Origin of the sequence: Allorhizobium sp. NPDC080224 (assembly GCF_050281005.1) — a bacterium.
Classification (GTDB): domain Bacteria; phylum Pseudomonadota; class Alphaproteobacteria; order Rhizobiales; family Rhizobiaceae; genus Allorhizobium.
Genome location: NZ_JBNNWJ010000001.1, coordinates 2,227,309 through 2,250,466, shown reverse-complemented (window position 1 = coordinate 2,250,466; position 23,158 = coordinate 2,227,309). Strand labels below are relative to the sequence as shown.

The following is a 23,158-nucleotide window of genomic DNA, read 5'->3' as shown; positions in this document are numbered from 1 at the left end:
GAAATTCAGGGTCTCATGACAGGAAACGGGCCGGCGGGACAAGAGCCATTTGACGTGCAAGCTTCTCAGGTGAGAGATTTTCATCGGTCGCATTGGGGCAGGCGAGGGTGATCGCAGCACTTGCCGTGCCCTGGCGGAGCGCTTCGTCCAGTGTCGCGCCGGACAGGCGGGCATGCAGGAAACCGGCGGCGAAGGCATCGCCGGCCCCGGTGACATCGGCGATCTGCTCGAGCGGCTTGGGCTCGATGACGGCGACGCTGCTCTCATCGAAGACGACTGTTAGGCCGCCGCCGCTTGTAACGCTGCCGCCGCGCAAGCCTTTGGCGCGCAACAGGTCCGGCCAGTGCTCAGGCCGCTCGGGGCGCTGACCGGCAACCGCTTCGGCCTCAGCGCCATTCATGAAAAGATGGGTGAGAAAGGGCAGGGCGCGTGCGAACTTCACCACTTTCGCCGGCGAAATCGCGATGGCCGACAGTCCCTTGCCGGCCGCATGACAACTTGCCGCCAGAGCGGTCAAGGTGTCCGCCGGCAGGTTGGCGTCGGCCAGAACGTGATCTGCCTCGGTGAGGCTGTCGCGCATCGACCGCGCCCGCATCCGCCGCGCCGAAAAGGCGTCGTAAAGCGCCATGTCGGCGAGGGCGATGACCAGATTGCCGTCTCGCTCGAGGACGGCCGTATAGCTCGGGGTGGCGCGATCGAGAAACATCACGGGCTGGTCGTCGAGACCGGCGCGTTCGGCTGCATCCGCCACCATCTGACCTGCGGCATCCCCGCCGCGCGGTGCAATCAGGCGGACCGAGTGGCCCAGGCGGGAGAGATTGCATGCCGCGTTGAAGACGCCGCCTCCGACTTCCTCGAACCATTGCCCGGGATTGCTCGCACCCGGCTTCGTGTCACCGAATATGCGGCCTCGCCGGTCGATATGAGCGCCCCCGATCGCCAGAATTTCGGTCGTCATGGGCCTGCCTCCAGCATTGGCGAAACACGAATCGAACCGACGCTTGCCACGGTCTGCCTTGGAGCTGCGCCCCTCACAGACGTGCTCGCACCGCCGCGCGGAACATCGTTCGAACACGGGCTCGAAAACGGTTTAGATTCAACCGCTTCGCTTGCTCTTGCAAAATGAGAACAAAAAGAGTACATATTCCCCATCGGCGGCTTCATTGCCTATGCGGCCTCAATAACCTAAAGGTGGATCAAATGGCACAGAATTCTTTGCGGCTGGTAGAGGACAAATCGGTGGATAAAAGCAAGGCATTGGAAGCGGCGCTCTCGCAGATCGAACGGTCGTTCGGCAAGGGCTCGATCATGAAACTCGGCGCGAACGAGAGCGTGGTCGAAGTCGAGACGGTCTCGACGGGGTCGCTCAGCCTCGACATCGCGCTCGGCATTGGCGGCCTGCCGAAGGGGCGCATCATTGAAATTTACGGGCCTGAAAGCTCGGGTAAGACGACGCTTGCGCTGCAGACCATTGCCGAAGCGCAGAAGAAGGGCGGCATCTGCGCCTTCGTCGACGCCGAACATGCCCTCGATCCGGTCTATGCCCGCAAGCTCGGCGTGGATCTGCAGAACCTTCTGATCTCGCAGCCGGATACAGGCGAGCAGGCACTCGAAATCACCGACACGCTGGTGCGCTCGGGCGCGATCGACGTGCTCGTTGTCGACTCCGTTGCAGCGCTCACCCCGCGCGCCGAAATCGAAGGCGAAATGGGCGACAGCCTGCCGGGCATGCAGGCCCGCCTGATGAGCCAGGCGCTGCGCAAGCTGACCGCCTCGATCTCCAAGTCGAAGACGATGGTCATCTTCATCAACCAGATCCGCATGAAGATCGGCGTCATGTTCGGCTCGCCGGAAACGACGACCGGCGGTAACGCTCTGAAGTTCTACGCCTCCGTGCGTCTCGACATTCGCCGCATCGGCGCGGTCAAGGATCGCGAAGAGGTCGTCGGTAACCAGACCCGCGTCAAGGTCGTCAAGAACAAGATGGCACCGCCCTTCAAGCAGGTGGAATTCGACATCATGTATGGCGAAGGCGTCTCGAAGACCGGTGAGCTCGTCGATCTCGGCGTCAAGGCCGGCATCGTCGAGAAGTCCGGGGCCTGGTTCTCCTACAACAGCCAGCGTCTTGGCCAGGGGCGTGAAAACGCCAAGCTCTTCCTGCGCGACAATCCTGCCGTCTCCCAGGAAATCGAGATGGCACTGCGCCAGAATGCCGGTCTGATCGCCGAGAAGTTCCTGCAGAATGGCGGGCCCGACGCGAATGACGCTGATGGTGCCGACGACGCGTAAACTGCCGTCCATCTTCGACTGATTTGTCGGCCGCGTTTCCTTCGAGACGCGGCCGGTTTTCGTTTCGGCTGCTGGACAGGGATGAAGCCGGGCGATAAAAGCCATTGATTTTGCAAATTGGCCGGGTTCCGGCCTGAATGAAGGGCGTGACATGAGCGGTGTAAACGACATCCGGTCGACTTTTCTCGATTACTTCAAGACGAACGGTCACGAGGTCGTTTCCTCCAGCCCGCTGGTGCCGCGCAATGACCCAACGCTGATGTTCACCAATGCCGGCATGGTGCAGTTCAAGAACGTCTTTACCGGTCTCGAACAGCGGCCGTATACCACGGCTGCGACGGCGCAGAAATGTGTGCGCGCCGGCGGCAAGCACAACGACCTCGATAATGTCGGCTACACCGCGCGCCACCACACCTTCTTTGAGATGCTCGGCAATTTCTCCTTCGGCAACTACTTCAAGGAGCGCGCCATCGAGCTTGCCTGGAACCTGATCACCAAGGAATTCGGCATCGACCGCAACCGCCTGCTGGTCACCGTCTATCACACGGACGACGAGGCGCATGGCCTGTGGAAGAAGATCGCCGGCCTCTCGGACGACAGGATCATTCGCATCCCGACCAGCGACAATTTCTGGGCCATGGGTGACACTGGCCCCTGCGGTCCGTGCTCCGAAATCTTCTACGATCACGGCGATCACATCTGGGGCGGCCCTCCGGGTTCGCCGGAAGAAGACGGTGACCGGTTCATCGAGATCTGGAACCTCGTCTTCATGCAGTACGAGCAGGTGACCAAGGAAGAGCGCATCGACCTGCCGCGGCCGTCGATCGACACCGGCATGGGGCTCGAGCGCGTCGCGGCCCTCCTGCAGGGTAAGCACGACAATTACGACATCGACCTGTTCCGCGCGCTGATCGACGCCTCCGTCGATCTCACCGGTGTCAAGGCCGAAGGCGAGCGTCGCGCGAGCCACCGCGTCATCGCCGACCACCTGCGCTCATCTGCCTTCCTGATCGCCGACGGTGTCTTGCCGTCGAATGAAGGTCGCGGCTATGTGCTGCGCCGCATCATGCGCCGCGCCATGCGTCACGCGCAGTTGCTCGGCGCGAAGGACCCGGTCATCTACAAGCTGCTGCCGGTTCTCGTGCAGCAGATGGGCCGCGCCTATCCCGAGCTCGTCCGGGCGGAATCCCTGATTTCAGAGACGCTGAAACTCGAGGAAACCCGCTTCCGCAAGACGCTGGAGCGCGGGCTGACCCTGCTCTCGGATGCAACTGCAACGCTCGACAAGGGCGACAGCCTCGACGGCGAGACCGCCTTCAAGCTCTACGACACCTATGGCTTCCCGCTCGATTTGACGCAGGATGCGTTGCGCGGCCGCGGTATCGGCGTCGACCTCACTGGCTTCAACGACGCGATGCAGCGCCAGAAGGCCGAAGCCCGTGCCAACTGGGCGGGATCTGGCGACAAGGCGCAGGAGACCGTCTGGTTCGAGCTGAAGGAAAAGTTCGGCGCGACTGAATTTCTTGGCTACAGCTCTGAAACCGCCGAAGGTCAGGTTCTGGCCGTGGTCAAGGATGGCAAGGTGATCGAGCAGGCAAGTGCCGGCGAAGAGGTGCAGATCGTTGTCAATCAGACGCCGTTCTACGCGGAGTCCGGTGGCCAGATGGGCGATATCGGCGAGATCATCGGCGAAGGATTCTCGCTCTCCGTCAGCGACACCCAGAAAAAGGGCGAGGGTGTCTTCGTGCATGTCGCGACCGTCCAGAACGGCGTGGTCAAGGCCGGCGGCGCGGTTCAGTTGAACGTCGATCATGCCCGTCGCTCGCGGCTGCGCTCGAACCATTCCGCTACCCATCTTCTGCATGAGGCACTGCGCGAAGTGCTCGGCACCCATGTCGCCCAGAAGGGTTCGCTTGTTGCACCCGAGCGCCTGCGTTTCGACATTTCGCATCCGAAGCCAATCTCGGCCGAGGAGCTGAAGGTGGTCGAGGAGATGGCAAACGAGATCATCATCCAGAACGCGCCGGTCACCACCCGCCTGATGGCGGTTGACGATGCGATTGCCGAGGGCGCCATGGCGCTGTTTGGTGAGAAGTATGGCGATGAGGTTCGCGTCGTCTCGATGGGAACGGCGCTGCGTGGCGAGAAGGCCGGCAAGTCCTATTCGACCGAGCTTTGCGGCGGTACGCATGTGTCGGCGACCGGTGATATCGGGCTCGTTCGCCTCGTCGGCGAAAGCGCCGTCGGCGCCGGCGTTCGCCGTATTGAGGCGCTGACGGGTGAGGCGGCGCGCGCCTACCTCGCCGAGCAGGACGAGCGCGTGAAGACGCTCGCTTCGACGCTCAAGGTTCAGCCGACCGACGTCGTCGCTCGTGTGGAGGCCCTCGTCGACGAGCGCCGCAAACTTGAGAAGGAACTCGCCGATGCCAAGCGCAAGCTCGCCATGGGTGGCGGCGCATCTGGTGGTGCCGAGGCGCCGAAGCAGGTGAACGGCGTCAACTTTATCGGTCGTGTGCTGGCCGGGATCGATGCCAAGGACCTCAAGGGCATGGCCGATGAGGCGAAGGCCGATTTGGCGACCGCTGTCGTCGTCCTGATCGCGGTTGCCGACGATGGCAAGGCGAGCGCCGTGGTCTCCGTCACGCCTGACCTTGTGGACCGTTTCAGCGCCGTCGATCTGGTGCGCGTGGCCTCTGCGGCGCTCGGCGGCAAGGGCGGCGGTGGACGTCCTGACATGGCCCAGGCCGGTGGTCCGGATGGCGCCCAGGCTGATGCCGCAATTGCTGCAGTCGAGGCGACACTCGCCTGATCAGCTTGCATCCTCAGATGATCCAGGCCGGGCTTTGCCCGGCCTTTTTTTGTTTGAGGTTATCGGGATTTGCCAATTACTTTTGAATTTTGTTCAGTCTTGTGTGCTATCTCACGAGCCTCTTTGAGGTTATCGATTTGGCCCAAGTTTTCCACATTCCTACACTCACCGTTTGCCTGGCGGGAACGTTGATCATGCTGTCGGGCTTTCTGACTTTGCTCTGGGCCCAGGAGCGGGACAATCGTGCTTTGGGTTTCTGGTCTCTGGGCTTTTCCGCAGGTGCGCTCGGCATGGTGCTTGTGAGCGTTCGCGAGCTGGCCCCGCCTATCGTCGCGTTCGGTCTCGGTAACGGCCTGGGTATCTCCTGTCTCGGTCTGATCTGGCTCGGCTGCCTGGCTTTCGAGGGCGAGACCAGAAAGGGAGCCGGATTGCTCGCGGCGGCAGGTGGTGTCGTCTGGCTGTCGCTGTTTGCCATTCCGACATTTGCGGCGGACCTTGGCGCCCGCATATTCGCCGCCTCCATCCTCTATGCAGGCTATTCCTTTCTGATCTTGCCGGTGCTGTTTTTCGGCCAGCGGCGCGAGCCTCTGCCCGCGCGGATGGTGGCGATCGTCGCCTTCGGAACGCATGGTGCCGCCCATCTGATCCGTATCCCGATGCAGTTGATCGAGCCGGTACAACTCGTCGCGGGACATGCGCCACTCTGGTACGGGGCGATGACGTTTGCTTTCTTCCTCCAGGGGTTGGCTTCTGCATTGGCGATCTTTGCGATGGTGCGTGAACGGGCCACACGGCGATACAAAATCGCGTCGGAGACCGATGCCTTGACCCTGCTGCGCAACAGGCGTGCGTTCATCGACGCCATCGCCCGTGCGCGTGGCGGTGCGGGTGGTTCGGCACCGGGTGCCTTGCTTGCACTTGTTGATGCCGATCATTTCAAGCAGGTCAACGATACCTATGGCCACCCTGCGGGTGACGCCGTTCTGGTGGAGCTCGGCCGTCTGTTAACCCGTGAGGTGCCCGAGGCGGCCATCGTGGGGCGCCTTGGCGGCGAAGAGTTCGGGGTCTATCTGCCGGCCAGTGTTGTGCTGCGCCAGCCTGATCTGCTGGATGATCTGCGTATCAGGGTCGGCCATATGCTCGTCGAGCATGAGGACCAGCTGCCGGCGATCACCATCAGTATCGGTGCGGCTTCGCTTCCTTCTGGGCCGCTCGACTTCCCCCTTGCTCTGGCGCGCGCCGACAAGGCGCTCTACGCTTCGAAAAAGGCTGGGCGCAACCGCGTGACCTGGGGCGGTTTGGATTTTGTTGGCGAGGGCCAGCACCAACTCGACGTGACCGAAGCCCCTTCCGAATTGTCGTCCGCAGCATCAAGGTCAGCAGCCTGATCCGTTCAATCGCGAGTGCGCGCCGTGCCACGGGCGAGGGTTTCGCGTGCCTCGGCGAGGGTTTGCACGAAATGAACGCCCTTTTCCGGCACTTCCTGATGATGCAGCATCGTCTTCAACTCGTTGCGCTCCGTAACGACATAGACCTCGACGCCGTGACGAACTGCCTTGCGGATGACGCTCGCCAGAAGATTGACGCCTGAGGTGTCGACGAAGCGGATCCCGGTGCAATCGAGCACGAGGTTGCGGTGGTCATCGCCGATACGATCGAGCACGGCGCCGGCCGCTGCCACGGCACCGAAGAAGAAGGCGCCGTCCAGGCGATAAGTAACCGTCGCCGTGTCTGTTGCGTCGAGCGGCTTTTCCGGCCCTTCGGCGGTCACGCGAATGTTCTTCGACATGTGGTGGATGAACTGCAGAGCCGCCAGCGAAAAGCCGACCACGATGCCTTCGGTCAGATCGCGGAAGACAACGAGCAGGAAGGTGACGGCGAGGATGAGCGCTTCGCCGCGCGAGGAGCGGACAAGTGCCGCAATCGCCGACTTCTCCACCATGTTCCACGAGACGACGGCGAGCACGCCCGCGAGCGCTGCCAGCGGGATATAGGCGGCAAGCGGGGCGGCGATCAGCATGAAAGCAAGCAGGAAGGCCGCATGCAGCATGCCGGAGACGGGGCTCGTGGCGCCGGCCCTCACATTGGTCGCGGTGCGCGCGATCGTGCCTGTCACGCAGATGCCGCCGAAGAGGGCCGAGCCGATATTGGCGACGCCTTGTGCCAAGAGTTCCGTATTCGATCGATGGCGCCGTCCGGTCATGCCGTCCGCGACGACGGCGGAGAGGAGCGATTCGATTGCGCCGAGAAGCGCAAAGGCGATCGCATCGGGGAGAACGGCGATCGCAAGCTCGGGGGTGATGCTTGGCAGGGACGGCAAAGGCAGACCGGAGGGGATGCCGCCGAATTTCGAGCCGATCGTGGCGACCGGCAGTTCTAGTAATGCGGCGGCTAGCGAGGCTGCGATCACCGCAATCAGCAGACCCGGCCATGTCGGACGCAGGTGGCGCAGGACAAGGATGAGGGTGATGGTAAGCGCTGCAATCGCAGCGGCGGGGGGTGAAAACGCCGGCAGTGCGGCAACGATCGCCCCCAGTTTGTCAGCGAGTGGGCCCGGTTCACCATCGGGAAATGACAGGCCCAAGAGTTCGCCGATCTGGCTTGCGAAGATGATCACGGCAATGCCGGCCGTGAAGCCGACGGTCACCGGATAGGGTATGAACTTGATGTAGTCGCCGAGCCTCAGCATGCCGCAGGCGATCAGCATGAGCCCTGCCATGGCCGTTGCGAGCAGCAGGCCGTCGATGCCGTGGGTGGCAACGGTCGTGCTGACCAAAACGATGAAGGCGCCGGCCGGTCCACCGATCTGGTGGCGACTGCCGCCCAGAAGCGAGACGAGGAAACCACCGATGATCGCGGTATAGAGCCCGCGGTCAGGGGTCACGCCCGAGGCGATGGCGATGGCCATGGATAGCGGCAGAGCAACGATGGCCACCGTCAATCCGGCCAGTGCATCGGCCTTGAGCCGGCCAAAGCCGTAGCCTTCGCGAAATACGCTGATGGTTTTGGGCAGGATGACGTCGGTCATGGTGATCGCGCTTGCCGGGTGGGGTGCGTGGCCGGCTCCTCCCGCCACACCTGCAGACCATTGGAGCCTGAGTCCCGACTTTTGACAACATGGCCAAAGGGATAGTGTCGGCGCGCAGCGCCCGGGGCAGCCAGGTAACGCTCACAGGCAGTTGTCATCGAACCGGTCCTATTCGGCGCCGCGATTCTTGCCTATGGTGATCGCCGATGAAGACCGAGACCTCATATCCCACCTTGATCGTCTATCCGCGCCGGGGCTTAGCCGTGTTCTGGGCCACGACGTCCGCCATCGTCTTGTCCGTTGCTTTCGGCGGGCTTCTCGCCAGCGTCCTGGGCGGTGGCTGGGCCAGTCCCATGACGCTGCTCTATCTTGCACTCCTTACGCTTGCCCTGTTCGGTCTTCGCAAGGGCTGGCAAGGGATCGCGGCGGCGATGCGGCCCTTGGTCGAGCTCAACAATGAAGAGCTAATCGATTATCGCACCGATCGGCGGATCGCCTGGGCATCCATGGTCGAAATGGCGCAGCGGCGCGTCGACGGGCGCTGGGTGATCGATATCGACCATATTGACGAGGATGAACCCGAGCGGTTGGAGACCTATGCGCTTCCGCTTTCGGGCTATCACATGACGGGTCGGAGGCTCGGCGCGGAAATCCGCAAGCGCTTTGCCGAGGTCGATCAGGGCGAGGATCTTGCTGATCCCGAATTGGAAAACCCGGCCACGTTGCCGTGACCGGGTTCTGAACTTTCAAACCTTGACTGCCGATCAGGCGGCCATGGCCTTCTTCAGGTTCTCGTCGACCTTGTCGAGGAAGGCGGTCGTGGAGAGCCACGGCTGGTCCGGGCCGATGAGCAGGGCGAGGTCCTTGGTCATGAAGCCTGCCTCAACCGTGTCGATGCAGACCTTTTCCAGCGTCGTGGCAAAGTTGGCGAGTTCAGCATTGTCGTCGAGCTTGGCACGGTGCGCGAGGCCACGGGTCCAGGCGAAGATCGAGGCGATCGAGTTGGTCGAGGTTTCCTGACCCTTCTGGTGCTGGCGGTAATGGCGGGTCACCGTACCGTGGGCAGCTTCGGCTTCGACCGTGCGGCCATCGGGCGACAGCAGAACCGAGGTCATCAGACCGAGCGAGCCGAAGCCCTGCGCAACCGTATCCGACTGCACGTCGCCGTCGTAGTTCTTGCAGGCCCAGACATAGCCGCCGGACCACTTGAGAGCCGAGGCGACCATGTCGTCGATCAGGCGGTGTTCGTAGACGATGCCGGCTTCGTCGAACTTTTCCTTGAACTCGGCCTGGTAGACTTCTTCGAAGATGTCCTTGAAGCGACCGTCATAGGCCTTGAGGATGGTGTTCTTCGTCGACAGGTAGACCGGCCACTTGCGCATCAGGCCGTACATCATCGAGGCGCGGGCGAATTCGCGGATCGATTCGTCGAGGTTGTACATGGCGAGTGCCACGCCGGCACCCGGTGCGTTGTAGACTTCCTTCTCGATCACTTCGCCGTCTTCACCGACGAACTTGATGGTCAGCTTGCCCTTGCCGGGGAACTTGAAGTCGGTTGCCTTGTACTGGTCGCCGAAGGCGTGACGGCCGACGACGATCGGCTTGGTCCAGCCGGGAACGAGGCGCGGCACGTTTTTGCAGATGATCGGTTCGCGGAAGATGACACCGCCGAGGATGTTGCGGATCGTGCCGTTCGGGCTCTTCCACATTTCCTTGAGGTTGAATTCCTTCACGCGGGCTTCGTCCGGGGTGATGGTCGCGCACTTGATGCCGACGCCGTGCTTCTTGATGGCGTGGGCGGCGTCGATGGTCACCTGGTCGTTGGTGGCGTCGCGGTTCTCGACGGACAGGTCGTAATATTCGATGTCGAGATCCAGGTAGGGGAGGATCAGCTTGTCCTTGATGAACTGCCAGATGATGCGGGTCATCTCGTCGCCGTCGAGATCGACGACCGGGTTGGCTACCTTGATCTTGGTCATGAATATCCTCACGAGTTTTTGCCTGACGCGCAGGCGCGGGGAGGGCGCTCTGCCGATGGCCTGCCTATAACATTCTCTCGTTACAAGGCAAACAGGAGAGGCCGCCTTGAAGGAAAATCTCGCTCAGACTTTCGGCGAGCGCTTTCGCCCCAAACTTGGTCCGGATCGCGCGCACGCTTTCGGCTAGAACGCCAACAGAGAGAGCCTCGGGAGAGTTTTCATGAAGAGCACCTGGATCGCATTGCTGCTGACGCTGTTGTCGGGCACCGCCATGGCAGCGGATGTGACGGCGCCTGTACGCGAAGTGGTGGAGGCGACCGCCCGCAACTGGGCCGAGGGCTCCACCGGGCAGGAAGAGGAGGTCTTCTCAACGGATCGCCTGACTCGCCTGTTCAGCAACGACTTCGCTTCCGCCTTCGAAGCGGCTTCGAAGAACCCGCCTTACGATATTCCCGAAGGCGAGACGACGGGCTTTCCCTTCGATTACGATCCGATCGCGCAGGGACAGGATGGCTGCCCCTTTGAAGACATCAGGATCGAGGATGACGGCGACGGGCAGGTAACCGCCCTCTTCGACAACCGCTCCTGTTTTGGTGGCGATGCGCCTGATACCGTCCTGATCTTCCATGTTGTCGAGGAGGGTGGTCGCCCTGTCATCGATGATATCTATCCCGTCGAGGACGGACAGTCCGGCAGTTCGATCAAGCAGGACCTGAAACGGCAGGGTGGCCTGTGACCCGCGTCCATCGCCCCATCGCCATCACTGCTGTTGCCGCAGCCGTCGCTTTATTCCCGGCAAGGGCCGTCTTGGCGGCCGATCCGCTCGAGCCTGTGCGGATCGTGATGAGCGTCGCCGGATGGAAAGACAAGGATGCGCCCAAGGTGGAGGCGTCCGGCTATTTCGATGATCGCCTGCTCGGGACGATCTACAGCGCAAGTTTTGCCGACATCTATGGTCTGGCCGAGAAGACGGACGAACTGCAGGATGGCAGTGGCTACATGCTCGGCTATGACGAGGTTATCGGCGGGCAGGACAGTTGTGAATTGAAGGATGTGCGCCTCGAGGCCCGGCCGGAGAAGGATGGCGTCACACCCGTAAACGTCTATTTCGATGCCATCTCCTGCTTCGGCCATTCTCCCGATCTCTCGCAGCCGCAGACGGTCTTCCATGTCATCGAGGAAGATGGTCGCTACATCATCGACAATCTCTGGAGCGAGGACTACCGCGAGGGTGCAGTCGAAAGCTCGGTCAAGGCGCAATTCGCTGCCATGGCCAAGGCCTTTCTCGATTTCCGGCTGACGGGATCCTGGCCCAAAGAGTAAGCGCTCCTCTTTGCCTGACGGTCATTTTGTGCCAAGGGGTGCGCAAAATCTCTCTGAAGGAAATGCAATGGCAGGGACGAACAGCGAGCGCGTCATGCTGGCCGAGGGGCCGGCCATCATTCTGGTGGAGCCGCAGCTCGGCGAAAACATCGGCATGGTGGCGCGCGCCATGGCCAATTTCGGCCTTGTGGAACTGCGTCTCGTCAATCCTCGCGACGGTTGGCCGTCCGACAAGGCCCGTGCTGCTGCCTCCAAGGCGGATCATGTCATCGACGGCACAGTCGTCTATGACACGCTTGAGGAGGCTATCGCCGACCTCAACTTCGTCTATGCGACGACCGCGCGCTCCCGCGACGGATTCAAGCCTGTCCGCTCGCCGGTGACGGCCGCGGAAACGCTTCGCGCCAAGTTCCGCACCGGCGAAAAGACAGGCATCCTCTTCGGCCGGGAAAAGTCCGGCCTGTCGAACGAGGAAGTGGCGCTCGCCGATGAGATTGTCACCTTCCCAGTCAATCCTGCCTTTGCCTCGCTCAACATTGCCCAGGCCGTTCTGCTCATGTCCTATGAGTGGATGAAGTCGGGCATGAACGATGTTCATGCTGTGCCCTTTGACGCGCCGGAACAGCCGCTGGCGACCAAGGAGGAGGTCATCGGGCTCTTCGAACATCTGGAAGAAGCGCTCGATGCGCGCAACTACTTCCATCCGGCCCACAAAAAGCCCAGGATGATCGAGAACCTGCGAGCCGTGTTCAGCAGACGTGCTTTCACCGGGCCGGAGATCCATGTGGTCCGCGGTGTCATCAGTTCGCTCGACCGTTTTGCGAGGCCGGGCCAGAGACCGCCCGCGGGAAAGAGCGAGAGCGAGGCTGAGGCTCAGCATGACGACGACCGGGATGCCTGACCTCAAGCCGATCCTGGTTTTCGATTCGGGGATTGGCGGTCTCACAGTCTTGCGTGAGGCGCGGCTTTTGATGCCGGAGCGCGGCTTCATCTATGTCGCCGACGATGCCGGGTTTCCCTATGGTGGCTGGGAGGAAGAGCCTCTCAAGGCGCGCATTGCCCGTCTCTTCGAAGACCTGTTTGACCGCTACGACCCGGAAGCGGTGATTGTTGCCTGCAATACTGCCTTTACGCTTGCCGGCGCCGATCTCAGGCATCGCTTTCCCGACATGCGCTTCATCGGCACGGTGCCTGCGATTAAGCCGGCTGCTGAACGCACGCGATCCGGGCTCGTCTCGGTTCTGGCGACGCCGGGCACTGTCAAGCGAGCCTATACCCGCGATCTGATCCAGTCTTTCGCCTCGCAATGCCATGTGCGGCTCGTCGGTTCTGAAAACCTCGCGCGCATGGCGGAAGCCTATATCCGTGGCGAAACTCTGGATGACGCGGCCGTTCTGGCAGAAATCACACCATGTTTCGTCGCTAAAGATGGTGCGCGGACCGACATCGTGGTGCTCGCTTGCACGCATTATCCCTTCCTCGCCAATGTTTTTCGCAGGCTCGCGCCCTGGCCGGTGGATTGGCTCGACCCGGCGGAAGCGATCGCGCGTCAGGCGCGGCGGCTTGTCCCGCTCGTCGACGGGGCCGAGCATCCCGACAATTTCGATTTTGCCGTCTTCACCTCCGGTAGCCAGGATTTTGCCACCCGGCGCCTGATGCAAGGCATGGGGTTGGCCGTGAAGTCGCTCGATACGCCATTTTTCCGCTGATCTCCCTTTGGGACCTGATGGGCGCCGTGTTATCTACGAGGCGCTGCCGGACGCTTAGCCGGTGTAGAGGAGCCTAGCCCCTTACTTGTTTACCGAAATTGCGATTGTTCTTTTTCTGACCGTGCTCAACGGCGTTCTCGCCATGTCGGAGCTTGCGGTTGTTTCCGCCCGGCCTGCGCGCCTCAAGGTGCTTGCGGAACAGGGCAGCCGGGGAGCCGAAACGGCGCTGAAGCTTCAGAGTGACCCCGGTCGTTTCCTGTCCACCGTGCAGATCGGCATCACGCTCGTCGGTGTGCTTTCCGGCGCTTTCTCCGGCGCCACCCTCGGAGCGCGCCTTTCCGGCTGGCTGCAGCTGCAGGGTTTGTCCGTTGCGGCATCCGATGCCCTCGGCGTTGGCACGGTCGTCGTTCTCATCACCTATCTGTCGCTGATCGTCGGCGAGCTGGTCCCGAAACAGGTCGCGTTGCGCAACGCTGAAGGTGTCGCTGCTCGCGTTGCAATTCCGATGTCGGTCCTGTCGAGGGTGGCCGCGCCGCTCGTCTGGCTGCTGGACGGGTCGGGTAAGCTGGTTCTCTCCCTTCTCGGCCAGAGTGGTGTCGGTGGCGGCAAGGTAACGGATGAGGAAATCCGCACCGTGCTTGCCGAGGCGCACAGTGCCGGTGTCATCGAACCCCGCGAATCCGCAATGCTCTCTGGCGTCATGCGGCTTGCCGACCGACAGGCGCGTGGTCTGATGACGCCGCGTCGCGACGTGCAGATCCTCGATATCGAGGACACGGTGGAGGAAGTCCGCCAGAAACTCCGCGAAATCCCTCATTCGCGTATCCCTGTGCGCAGTGGTGATTCAGACGAAATTGTCGGGGTGCTCTTCACCAAGAAACTGTACGAGCAGATTGCCGAGGGTGGCACGCTTAATCTCGCCGACCTCATCAGCGAGGTGCCCGTCGTATCGGACCTCGCCAAGGCGACCGACATCATCGAATCCCTGCGCCGCACCTCCTTGCATATGGTGCTCGTCTATGACGAATACGGCCACTTCGAGGGCATCATCACCTCCGGTGACATTCTCGAAGCCATCACCGGCGCCTTCAGTCAGGACGAGACGGAAGAGCAGGCGATGGTGAGGCGCGAGGATGGCTCCTACCTCGTGGCTGGTTGGACGCCTGTCGACGAGTTCATCGACATCATCCGTGTGCCGATCGATCCGGATCCGGACTACACGACCGTGGCCGGCTTCGTGCTGGACGAGTTGAAACGCATCCCCGAACTCGGTGAGAGTTTCGTCAAGGGAGACTGGCGCTTCGAAGTGGTGGACCTCGATGGCCGCCGGATCGACAAGCTTATCGTTTCCCGCGCCGTCGAGACCTGAAGTCGCCGCACGACCTGCGACAATTTGTTGCATAAGTGCAACGGCGCGCCGCAAGTTCTGCAATCTCGAATTGCGCGCTTGCGGCGCGCTTTTTCGCGTGGCATGTTCCCATCATCCGCAACACGACCAACAGGAGGCGACAGATGACTCATTTTTTCATGCGCATGCGCCTCTCTGGCGGATCGGTGCCATCGGCTTTCGTGGGATTTTCCTCGACCTGCCGCCCCACCCGATGACTGTCTGATCAGTCATTTTCCTGCCTTTTCGGCGTTTCTCCACCATCTGACGTGACTTGCCGCCTGCGCGTGTGAATGCGTTCGCGTGCCTGCATCACGTCGCTTTTCATCATCGAAAGGACCTGGGCGCATCCGCGTTTTCCGGGACGGACAAGTCATGCACAAAAATCAATCCATAGTTGAATTGCCGCTGGCCGAGCGGATAGACGAACTTCTTGAGCGTTTCGGCTCCTGGCGGCTGTTGGCCGCTCTGGTCAGGGCAAGCTGGAGGCGGCGGCAGATCCGCAATCTGGCGTCTCATCTGTCGCCCCAGCTGCGGCGCGACATCGGGCTCCCGGAAGAGGAGGACGAGGCGTGGAGAAGGCCGAGAAGCCTCGTCCTCTGGGATTTCCGTGTCTGAGGCAAAGAAGAACGGTTCAGGCGACTGAGCCGTTCTTCTTTTTCGTAGGCAAGAAGACCAGTCGACGCTGTGGTCTTCTTTCCAAACCGGTGCCCCTCGCCGACAGTTGGGATCCACGTGATTCCCTGCCAACTTTCTCCGGTTCGTTGATGTCCCCCAAACTCACCATCATGGCTGCCTTTTTCCTGCAGCCAATCGCGTTCGGTAGCTGGCTGCCGCAGATCCCCGGCGTTCAGGAGCGGCTGTCGCTCGGTCCGGCCGAACTTGCCATGGCATTGCTCGGACTGCCAACCGGCATCCTGCTGATGCTGCCCTTTGCCGGGCAGCTGGTCGGTCGGATAGGCAGTCGCAATACGCTGATCTTCGGGTTTCCGGTGTTTCTGGTGCTCGTGCCTCTGCCTGTGGCTGCGCCCGGTCTTGCCTCGCTGTTCTTCCTGCTCGTGCTTCTCGGGATCGGCCTCTCGACGATTGAACTTGGGCTCAATGTCGAGGCAGATGTGATCGAAAAGCGCGGCATGGCGTCGATCATGAACCGCTGCCACGGTTTCTGGAGCCTCGGCATCATGACCGGCAGCCTTATCGGTGCTGGTTTCCTTGCACTCCAAACATCGCCCTTCATGGCGATCTGTCTGCTGTCGCTCTTCCTGGTCCCGATTTCAGTGATGGTTTGTCGCGCACTGCCCGTCTACGAGGCTCCCGTGACCGAAGCGCAGCCTCGCTCGTCTTGGCGGCGTCCAAGCCCCAGTATTCTAGGCATCAGTCTCTTCGTCTTCGGGATCACGATGACGGAAGGAGCGGTCGCCGACTGGTCCGCCGTCTACCTCAAGGATGTGTTCGCGACATCAGGCATGGCGACGGGCATGGGTTACGTCGTCTTCGCCCTGATGGTCTCCGTCGGGCGATTTGTCGGCGATGGCGCGAAGGAGCAGTTCGGTTCGGTCATGCTTGCCCGGGTCTGCCTCGTCTTTGCGCTTTCCGGCATGATGGTGGTCGTCCTGGCGCCGGTTACGCCGCTGGTCTATCTGGGGCTCGCCTGCGTCGGGTTCGGCGTGTCCGTCGGTTTCCCGCTCGCGGTCACGGCGGCCGCCGATCTCGCCGACCGTCCGGCGGCCGAGAATGTTGCGATCTTGAGCTTCATTGCGCTTCTCGGCTTTCTCGTCGGTCCGCCGATGATCGGTTTCGTCGCTGAGATGCTCGATCTGCGCAGCGGGCTTGCCACGCTTCTGCCGACCCTGTTACTCAGCATCCTGCTTGCCGGGCTTCTGCGTCGGCGTCAGCGGGCCTGAGAGCCGCACTTCCCTGTGGGTTTCGCTTATGCGGCACACACGGGGGCGCCCAAGTCTGTTAGGGACTTGAGATCAACACATGATTTGAGGATGCCGCCATTGAAGGTCGGAATCGATATGGGAACGGTGCAGGGGGGACAGCCTGCCAAGCTCGATATCGAGGAGCTTCTCGCCACGCGCCTGTTGGTGCAGGGCAATTCGGGCTCGGGCAAGTCGCATTTGCTTCGCCGTCTCTTGGAGCAGTCGGCGCAATGGGTGCAGCAGGTCATCATCGACCCCGAGGGTGATTTCGTCACGCTCTCCGACAAGTATGGCCATGTGGTCGTCGACGGCGAGCGCACTGAAGCCGAACTTGCCGGTATCGCCGACCGTATCCGCCGCCACCGGGTTTCCTGTGTGCTGACGCTGGAAGGCCTCGATGTCGAGCAGCAGATGCGTGCGGCCGGCGCCTTCCTCAACGGTCTCTTCGATGCCGATCGCGAGTTCTGGTATCCAGTGCTGGTCGTGGTCGACGAAGCGCAGATGTTTGCGCCAGCCGTCGGTGGCGATGTCTCGGAAGATGCGCGCAAGATGTCTCTTGGCGCCATGACCAACCTGATGTGCCGTGGCCGTAAGCGCGGGCTTGCCGGCGTGATCGCGACGCAGCGTTTGGCAAAGCTTGCGAAGAACGTCGCGGCCGAAGCCTCCAACTTCCTGATGGGCCGCACCTTCCTCGATATCGACATGGCGCGTGCAGCCGACCTGCTCGGCATGGACCGTCGCCAGGCGGAGATGTTCCGCGATTTACAGCGCGGCAATTTCGTAGCACTCGGCCCTGCCATGTCGCGTCGTCCGCTGCCGATCGTCATTGGGGCGGTCGAAACGTCGGCGCGTTCGTCGTCGCCCATGCTGATGCCGCTGCCGGATGCGCTGCCGGATGTCGAAGACCTGATCTTCACGCCGGATCCGGAAGAGTTCACACGGCCGATCGTCCGCCGTGCACCACCGGCACCCCGTCCGACGACGGATATTCTGGCCGAGCTCTCGCGTTCGACGCCGGCTTCACTGGCGCCCTCCTCGAGTGAGGCGCCTAGCCGTGGCGCTGAAATGTCAGCCGAGGAGCGGGAGGACCGGCTGTCCGCCGTGCTTGGCGAAATCCTCGGCGATCCGCAGGCGGCCTATCGGACCGACAGCGTGCTTTACCAGGAGTTCCTAGTGCGCGCGCGCATGCGCCGTGTCTCCGGTCCGCCAATGCCGATGGGTGAGTTTCGTCGCCGCGTGGCGATCGCCCGTGCGGGTGTCGACGAGGAGACGGCTGCAAGCGAGGGCTGGCAGACGGCGCTGTCGCTGTCCGTGCGGGTTTCCGACGATTTGCAGGGCGTGTTCCTGCTGCTCGCTAAGGCCGCCCTCCGCAACGAGGAATGCCCATCCGACCAGCGGATTGCACGGGCATATGGCACCCATTCGGCCCGCCGCGCCCGGCGTCTTCTCGGCTATTTCGAGGAACAGGGGCTGGTCGTCGTGCACACCGACTTTTCCGGCAAGCGCATCGTTGCCTTCCCGGATCTCGAAGCCGAAACGCAGCCCGGCGATCCGAACCAGGTGGATGCCGAAGAGCAGACGCCATCGGCTGCCGAGTAAGGCTTTTCGCCTCCGTTGAGGGGCAGCCTACGCCGCCCGCTCTTCCCATACCCGGACCAGCGCGACGATCGTCTCGACGGCCTTTTCCATGTCCTGGACGCTCACCCATTCAAGCGGTGAGTGATAGGCATGGCCACCGGTATAGATGTTGGGGCAGGGGAGGCCCATGAAGGAGAGGCGCGAGCCGTCGGTGCCGCCGCGAATGCTGTGGCGGACGGGTTCTAATCCGACGCGGCGCACGGCTTCCTCGAGATTCTCCATGATCTCCGGATGGCGATCGAGGACCTCTTTCATATTGCGATACTGGTGCTTGACCTTGAGCGTGTGGCTCGAGCCCGGATAGGTCGCCATGACGTCCCGGGTGATCTTTTCCAGCAGCTCTTCCTTCTCCTTCAGGCCGGCTTCGGTGAAGTCTCTGACGATGAGCTGAAGCTTCGCCGCCTCCATGCTGCCTGTCATGTCGACAGGGTGGATGAAACCCTGGCGTCCCTCGGTGGTCTCCGGTGCGATGTCGCGCGGCAGGCGGGCGACGATGTCGCTTGCGGCCTTGATGGCGTTCTCCATCTTGCCCTTGGCATAACCCGGATGCATGGCGACGCCGGTAATCTCGATCACGACACCATCGGCGGAAAAGGTCTCGTTCTCGATCTCGCCGACGGTCGAGCCATCGAGCGTATAGGCGAAGCGGGCGCCGAGCTTTTCGAGGTCCACCTTGTCCGCGCCGCGACCGATTTCCTCGTCCGTCGTGAAGAGGATCTTGATCGTGCCGTGCTTGATGTCTGGGTTCGCCATCAGATGGGCGGCGGCCGTCATGATCTCGGCCACACCTGCCTTGTCGTCGGCGCCGAGCAGCGTCGTGCCGTCGGTGGTGACGATGTCGTTGCCAATCTGGTTCTTCAGCTGCGGATGGGAGGCGACACGGATCACCTGACTGGTGTCGCCGGTCAGCGTGATGTCGCCGCCCTGGTAGTTGCGCACCAGCTGCGGCTTGACGTTCGTACCGGTGAAGTCGGGTGCGGTGTCCATGTGGCTGCAGAAGCAGATGACCGGCACGTCCCTGTCCGTATTGGATGGGATCGTCGCATAGACGTTGCCATGCTCGTCGAGATGGGCGTCGGTAAGGCCAAGCGCCAGAAGTTCTGCCACCAGCACGCGCCCGAGATCCTTCTGCTTCTCAGTCGAAGGCTGGGTGTCGGAGGCCGGATCGGACTGGGTGTCGATGACGACATAGCGGAGGAAGCGGTCGAGAACGGTGTCGGTCATGGCAATGGCTTTCTCGGGGGCATTCTTGGGGCTTCCTGCCGTCACTGGCTGACTTTGGTGCCAAAATGACGGTCGAACAGCGTGATCATTTCCTGTGTGCGGGCATTGGCGCTTTCGGCACCCAGAACCACGCCGATCAGGCGGCGGTCACCCTGGCTTGCTGAGGTCACGATGTTGTAGCCCGAGGCATTGGTGAAGCCGGTCTTGATCCCTTCGGCGCCCGGATACTGCACGAGGAAGGCGTTGTGACCGCGAAATTTCATGCTGCGGAAGGTCATGCCGCGCGAGGCGAACAGCTTGTACTCTTCGGGGAAGTCCCGCAGCAGCGCCAGCCCCAAACGCGCCATGTCGGTGGCGGTCGTCACCTGACGTGGATCGGGAAGGCCTGAAGGGTTGGTGAAGACCGTGCTGGTCATGCCGAGTTCGCGGGCTTTCGCCGTCATCATCCGGCCAAAGGCTTCCTCGGAGCCTGCCAGCGTTTCGGCAACCGCCGTCGCTGCGTCATTGGTCGACAGTACGACCATGCCCATGACGGCTTCCTGCACGCTGATCGTGTTGCCGGCGCCGACTGCGAATTTGTAGGGCTCCTTGCCATTTGCATTCTCAGACATGACGAGGCGCTGGGCCCACTTGAATTGTCCCGAATGCAGCGCCTCGAAGGTGAGATAGAGCGTCATCATCTTCGTCAGCGATGCCGGATAGAGGACCATATCGGCATTCTCGGCCTCGAGGATTGCGCCGGTGCCAGCGTCGATCAGGATATGGGCATGGCCGGGTTTCTGGATCTCGGCCGCTGCCGGCGCAAACATTGAGAGCGTTACAGCGAAGGCGAGCAGCATACGGCGGGACAGGTCTGTCATCATCGAAGGAGAGACTTCTTTCATGGAGGATGGTATGGGGGATAGCGAACTTATGCCCGTCTGTCAGCCTTTGCAGGCCTTATCGCCTGGTTTTCCGCCAGAGAATGGCGGATACTCAAGTCACTCTTTCGTCACACACGTCCCTGATGACGTGTTGACTTTTCTCACACACCCCACTAATGACGCCCCAACGCCGGGCCACAAAGCCCGGTGTTTGTTTTGACATGTCCCGTGGTTTTCTCCGTTCGCTGACGTGAGAATCCTGTCGGAGCCTCGGAAACGGGGGCTCAGAGGAGGGCGTGTTTCCTTAAGCGGCTTGGTAACAAACCGCTGTAACCTGTTGAGAGGAAATACGGATGAGCAAGCGCGCATCTTCCAAGTACAAAATTGACCGCCGTATGGGCGAGAACATCTGGGGCCGTCCGAAGTCCCCGGTGAACCGTCGCGAATACGGCCCCGGCCAGCACGGCCAGCGCCGCAAGGGCAAGCTTTCCGACTTCGGCGTGCAGCTGCGCGCCAAGCAGAAGCTCAAGGGCTACTACGGCGATATCCGCGAAAAGCAGTTCCGCGCAACTTACGACGAAGCCAACCGTCGCAAGGGTGACACGGGCGAAAACCTGATCGGCCTGCTCGAGTCGCGTCTGGACGCCATCGTCTACCGCGCCAAGTTCGTACCGACGGTCTTTGCTGCCCGCCAGTTCGTCAACCACGGCCACGTCACCGTCAACGGCGTTCGCGTCAACATCGGTTCGTACCGCTGCAAGGCCGGCGACGTCATCGAAGTTCGCCAGAAGTCGAAGCAGCTGGTCACGGTTCTGGAATCGGTATCGCTCGCTGAGCGTGATGTTCCTGACTACATCGAAGTCGACCACAACAAGATGGTTGCCACCTTCGTTCGCGTTCCTGGCCTTTCGGATGTTCCGTATGCGGTCATCATGGAACCGAACCTGGTCGTCGAATTCTACTCGCGCTAATTGCTCGCGAGACGGATTTGTGGAAAGCCGCCCTTCGGGGCGGCTTTTTCTGTTTGCAGTGCAGCGTTCACCGGGAAATATGACGGGGTACAAACGCGGGTAAGGGGTATGACATGGATCTGCAGCTGATCGCCGACGAGATTGTCAGTGCGCTCGAACCGCGCCTTGGCGAGGGCAAGGTGGCCGACTACATTCCGGAACTCGCCCGCGTCGATCCGAAGCAGTTCGGCATTGCCATCACCACCGTCGAGGGCCAGACCTACAAGGCCGGCCATGCCGATACGGCCTTTTCGATCCAGAGTATTTCCAAGGTGTTCATGCTGACGCTTGCGCTCGGCAAGGCCGGCGAATCGATCTGGAAGCGCGTCGGTCGCGAGCCGTCCGGTTCGTCGTTCAATTCGATCGTCCAGCTCGAACACGAGCATGGCATCCCGCGCAATCCCTTCATCAATGCCGGTGCGATCGTCGTCACCGACATGGTGCTTGCGGGCCATGCACCGCGCGAGGCGATCGGCGAATATCTGCGCTTCATGCGCTATCTCGCCGATGACGAGACCCTGTCGATCGACGAGAAGGTAGCGCAGTCGGAGCAGCGCACCGGTTACCGCAATTTTGCGCTCGCCAATTTCATGCGCGGCTTCGGCAATCTGCAGCACCCGGTCGAACACACGCTCGGGGTCTATTTCCACCAATGCGCGCTGGCGCTCTCCTGCGTCCAGCTTTCCCATGCAGGCCTGTTTCTGGCCAACAGGGGCACCAATCCGCTGACCGGCTTTTCGGTCGTTTCGCCGAAGCGGGCGCGCCGCATCAACGCGCTGATGCTGATGTGCGGCCACTATGATGGCTCGGGCGATTTCGCCTATCAGGTTGGCCTGCCCGGCAAGTCGGGCGTCGGCGGCGGAATTCTCGCGGTGGCTCCGGGCAAAGCGTCGATCGCCGTCTGGTCGCCTGGGCTCAACAAGGTCGGCAATTCGGCGCTCGGCTCCGTGGCGCTTGAAATGCTCGCTACCCGCACGGGCTGGTCGGTCTTCGGGACTTGATCTTGCCGGTCGCACAGGGCATTGGAGAGCCGAACAGCCGCCGAGGCCGGAGCCGAAGATGAACCTCGTCAACATGATCGATAGCCAGAATGCCGCCGTGCTCGACGGCGAGGGCGAGCTTGATCTGTCGACGGTTCACCCCGTCTTCGCCAAGGCCCCACGCTCGGTCTCGTTCAACAAGCTGCGCAAACGGCTTATCCGGCAGGTGCGCCAGGCAATGTCTGACTTCGACATGCTGAAAGGCCAGCAGCGCTGGCTGGTCGGTCTTTCCGGCGGCAAGGACAGCTATGGCCTGCTTGCCATCCTCCTCGACCTCCAATGGCGCGGGCTCTTGCCGGTGGAGCTGGTCGCCTGCAATCTCGACCAGGGGCAGCCGAATTTTCCGAAACATGTCCTGCCAGAATATCTGGCTTCCATCGGGGTGAAACATCGGATCGAGTATCGGGACACCTATTCCATCGTGAAGGAGAAGGTGCCAAGTGGCGGCACCTATTGCTCGCTCTGTTCACGCCTGCGTCGCGGCAATCTCTACCGCATTGCCCGCGAGGAGGGCTGCGATGCGCTGGTGCTCGGCCATCACCGCGAGGATATCCTCGAGACCTTCTTCATGAACTTCTTCCATGGCGGCCGGCTCTCGGCCATGCCGGCCAAGCTGTTGAACGACGAGAAGGATCTCTTCGTCCTGCGTCCGCTGGCTTACGCTGCTGAAGAGGACATGGCGCGTTTCGCACAGGCCATGGAGTTCCCGATCATCCCTTGCGACCTCTGCGGCTCGCAGGACGGTCTGCAGCGCAATGCGATGAAGGACATGCTGGCCGGAATCGAGGCGAAGATGCCGGGACGCAAGGATGCGATGCTCAGGGCACTTGCGCATGTCGATCCCTCCCATCTGCTCGACCCGAAGCTCTTCGATTTCGCCGGTCTGATGGCGACCAGGGGCGAATGAAGCCCGGTTCGCCCGGTTTCTCTCAGG

20 protein-coding genes are annotated in these 23,158 nt (G+C 61.8%); 15 read left to right on the top strand and 5 right to left on the bottom strand.

Annotated elements, in window-relative coordinates:
• Positions 1-13: 13 nt before the first annotated feature.
• Complete coding sequence (locus tag ACQKP1_RS11285; protein ID WP_427275292.1) at positions 14-958, bottom strand: carbohydrate kinase family protein; 945 nt, start codon at positions 956-958, stop codon at positions 14-16.
• 242 nt (positions 959-1,200) lie between these two features.
• On the opposite strand from ACQKP1_RS11285, the gene recA reads away from it, so the two are divergent.
• The 3 genes from recA (at position 1,201) to ACQKP1_RS11270 (ending at position 6,486) form a co-directional block, all read left to right on the top strand.
• Entirely contained in the window at positions 1,201-2,289 is a 1,089-nt protein-coding gene (gene recA / locus ACQKP1_RS11280; protein ID WP_006726107.1) for a recombinase RecA, read from the top strand.
• Positions 2,290-2,440: 151 nt separating this feature from the next.
• The gene (alaS, locus tag ACQKP1_RS11275) at positions 2,441-5,098 is read left to right on the top strand and encodes an alanine--tRNA ligase (RefSeq protein WP_427275291.1); all 2,658 of its coding nucleotides are present in this window, start codon (positions 2,441-2,443) and stop codon (positions 5,096-5,098) included.
• A gap of 194 nt (positions 5,099-5,292) precedes the next feature.
• Positions 5,293-6,486 (top strand): GGDEF domain-containing protein, encoded by a 1,194-nt coding sequence (locus tag ACQKP1_RS11270; RefSeq protein WP_427275290.1) that lies wholly within the window; start codon positions 5,293-5,295, stop codon positions 6,484-6,486.
• 5 nt (positions 6,487-6,491) lie between these two features.
• On the opposite strand, the gene ACQKP1_RS11265 is transcribed toward ACQKP1_RS11270, so the two are convergent.
• Positions 6,492-8,126 carry a SulP family inorganic anion transporter gene (locus tag ACQKP1_RS11265; RefSeq protein ID WP_427275289.1) on the bottom strand — a complete coding sequence of 545 codons (1,635 nt, stop codon included), beginning with the start codon at positions 8,124-8,126 and terminating at the stop codon, positions 6,492-6,494.
• Between the two features lie 206 nt (positions 8,127-8,332).
• Here ACQKP1_RS11265 and ACQKP1_RS11260 point away from each other — a divergent pair, with 206 nt between their 5' ends.
• A complete protein-coding gene (locus ACQKP1_RS11260; protein ID WP_427275288.1) occupies positions 8,333-8,857 on the top strand; it encodes a hypothetical protein in 525 nt (174 codons plus the stop codon).
• A 33-nt stretch (positions 8,858-8,890) separates the two neighbouring features.
• On the opposite strand, the gene ACQKP1_RS11255 is transcribed toward ACQKP1_RS11260, so the two are convergent.
• Complete coding sequence (locus tag ACQKP1_RS11255) at positions 8,891-10,105, bottom strand: NADP-dependent isocitrate dehydrogenase (protein WP_006726112.1); 1,215 nt, start codon at positions 10,103-10,105, stop codon at positions 8,891-8,893.
• A gap of 220 nt (positions 10,106-10,325) precedes the next feature.
• Between ACQKP1_RS11255 and ACQKP1_RS11250 the strand changes: the two genes are divergently transcribed.
• The 8 genes from ACQKP1_RS11250 to ACQKP1_RS11215 all read left to right on the top strand — a co-directional run bounded on the left by ACQKP1_RS11250 (position 10,326) and on the right by ACQKP1_RS11215 (position 18,048).
• Positions 10,326-10,841 (top strand): hypothetical protein, encoded by a 516-nt coding sequence (locus tag ACQKP1_RS11250; protein WP_427275287.1) that lies wholly within the window; start codon positions 10,326-10,328, stop codon positions 10,839-10,841.
• Complete coding sequence (locus ACQKP1_RS11245) at positions 10,838-11,428, top strand: hypothetical protein (RefSeq protein ID WP_427275286.1); 591 nt, start codon at positions 10,838-10,840, stop codon at positions 11,426-11,428. Before ACQKP1_RS11250 ends, ACQKP1_RS11245 begins: the two co-directional genes overlap by 4 nt.
• A gap of 67 nt (positions 11,429-11,495) precedes the next feature.
• A complete protein-coding gene (locus tag ACQKP1_RS11240; RefSeq protein WP_427275285.1) occupies positions 11,496-12,329 on the top strand; it encodes an RNA methyltransferase in 834 nt (277 codons plus the stop codon).
• Positions 12,307-13,137, top strand: coding sequence for a glutamate racemase (gene murI / locus ACQKP1_RS11235; protein ID WP_427275284.1), 831 nt, complete (start codon positions 12,307-12,309; stop codon positions 13,135-13,137). Before ACQKP1_RS11240 ends, murI begins: the two co-directional genes overlap by 23 nt.
• An 85-nt stretch (positions 13,138-13,222) precedes the next feature.
• Positions 13,223-14,506 carry a hemolysin family protein gene (locus tag ACQKP1_RS11230; protein ID WP_427275283.1) on the top strand — a complete coding sequence of 428 codons (1,284 nt, stop codon included), beginning with the start codon at positions 13,223-13,225 and terminating at the stop codon, positions 14,504-14,506.
• A 393-nt stretch (positions 14,507-14,899) separates the two neighbouring features.
• On the top strand, positions 14,900-15,142 hold the full coding sequence (locus ACQKP1_RS11225) for a DUF1127 domain-containing protein (RefSeq protein ID WP_427275282.1): 243 nt from the start codon (positions 14,900-14,902) through the stop codon (positions 15,140-15,142).
• A gap of 149 nt (positions 15,143-15,291) precedes the next feature.
• A complete protein-coding gene (locus ACQKP1_RS11220) occupies positions 15,292-16,428 on the top strand; it encodes an MFS transporter (RefSeq protein WP_427275281.1) in 1,137 nt (378 codons plus the stop codon).
• A 99-nt stretch (positions 16,429-16,527) separates the two neighbouring features.
• Positions 16,528-18,048: a helicase HerA domain-containing protein gene (locus ACQKP1_RS11215; protein ID WP_427275280.1), complete on the top strand. Its 1,521-nt coding sequence runs from the start codon at positions 16,528-16,530 to the stop codon at positions 18,046-18,048.
• Between the two features lie 27 nt (positions 18,049-18,075).
• On the opposite strand, the gene pepT is transcribed toward ACQKP1_RS11215, so the two are convergent.
• Together pepT and ACQKP1_RS11205 are read right to left on the bottom strand one after the other, a co-directional pair.
• Positions 18,076-19,311, bottom strand: coding sequence for a peptidase T (pepT, locus tag ACQKP1_RS11210; RefSeq protein ID WP_427275279.1), 1,236 nt, complete (start codon positions 19,309-19,311; stop codon positions 18,076-18,078).
• 41 nt (positions 19,312-19,352) lie between these two features.
• Positions 19,353-20,174 (bottom strand): D-alanyl-D-alanine carboxypeptidase family protein, encoded by an 822-nt coding sequence (locus ACQKP1_RS11205; RefSeq protein WP_427275278.1) that lies wholly within the window; start codon positions 20,172-20,174, stop codon positions 19,353-19,355.
• A gap of 353 nt (positions 20,175-20,527) precedes the next feature.
• On the opposite strand from ACQKP1_RS11205, the gene rpsD reads away from it, so the two are divergent.
• The 3 genes from rpsD to ttcA all read left to right on the top strand — a co-directional run bounded on the left by rpsD (position 20,528) and on the right by ttcA (position 23,131).
• On the top strand, positions 20,528-21,145 hold the full coding sequence (gene rpsD / locus ACQKP1_RS11200) for a 30S ribosomal protein S4 (protein ID WP_427275277.1): 618 nt from the start codon (positions 20,528-20,530) through the stop codon (positions 21,143-21,145).
• A gap of 113 nt (positions 21,146-21,258) precedes the next feature.
• A complete protein-coding gene (locus ACQKP1_RS11195) occupies positions 21,259-22,185 on the top strand; it encodes a glutaminase (protein ID WP_427275276.1) in 927 nt (308 codons plus the stop codon).
• Between the two features lie 58 nt (positions 22,186-22,243).
• The gene (gene ttcA, locus ACQKP1_RS11190) at positions 22,244-23,131 is read left to right on the top strand and encodes a tRNA 2-thiocytidine(32) synthetase TtcA (RefSeq protein ID WP_427275275.1); all 888 of its coding nucleotides are present in this window, start codon (positions 22,244-22,246) and stop codon (positions 23,129-23,131) included.
• Positions 23,132-23,158: the final 27 nt, after the last annotated feature.